Raw genomic sequence first — 496 nt, forward strand, 5'->3', positions numbered from 1 at the left:
CGACATGGTGATGGCCTGCATGAAGGTGGCTTTCATTGATGACGGCGAGCCGTTCGGGCGAAAATGCCGCTTTCAGCTTGTCTTCCATCTTGGCCTGTATGGACATCAGGGCTTCCCTTCACCACATATGCGGCACAGCCGCAAAATCTTGTATTTCGACCGCTTTTAAGCCGCGATTCAGCGGTTAGGGCGATCATCGGCGAAATGTCAATTCTTGTTTCGCACATGCGAACAGCCCATAAATGGGTGAGATGAAAGCGTATCCCAAATATTTCGAGAAAATCCGGATCCGGCCGGAAAAGGACGCGGAGCTGAAGTCGCGCGCGCCGGTCTGCCAGTGGGACGGCTGCAACGAGGCCGGCACGCACCGGGCGCCGGTCGGGCGGCTCAAGGAGGGCGAGTATTTCCGCTTCTGCTTCGATCATGTGCGCGAATACAACAAGGGCTTCAACTACTTCTCCGGCGTGTCGGACAGCGAGATCGCCCGCTTCCAGAA

Annotated in this window: 2 pseudogenes; one reads left to right on the forward strand and one right to left on the reverse strand. The window is 56.7% G+C overall.

The features are described from left to right. Nucleotides 1-106: pseudogene (locus EOA27_RS42870) on the reverse strand (BolA family transcriptional regulator); the annotation flags it as partial. Nucleotides 107-242: 136 nt separating this feature from the next. Here EOA27_RS42870 and EOA27_RS39695 point away from each other — a divergent pair. Continuing rightward, nucleotides 243-496, forward strand: a pseudogene (locus tag EOA27_RS39695) (J domain-containing protein); the annotation flags it as partial.

The sequence above is a fragment of the Mesorhizobium sp. M2A.F.Ca.ET.037.01.1.1 genome, assembly GCF_003998075.1.
In the GTDB taxonomy this organism is placed as follows: Bacteria; Pseudomonadota; Alphaproteobacteria; order Rhizobiales; family Rhizobiaceae; genus Mesorhizobium.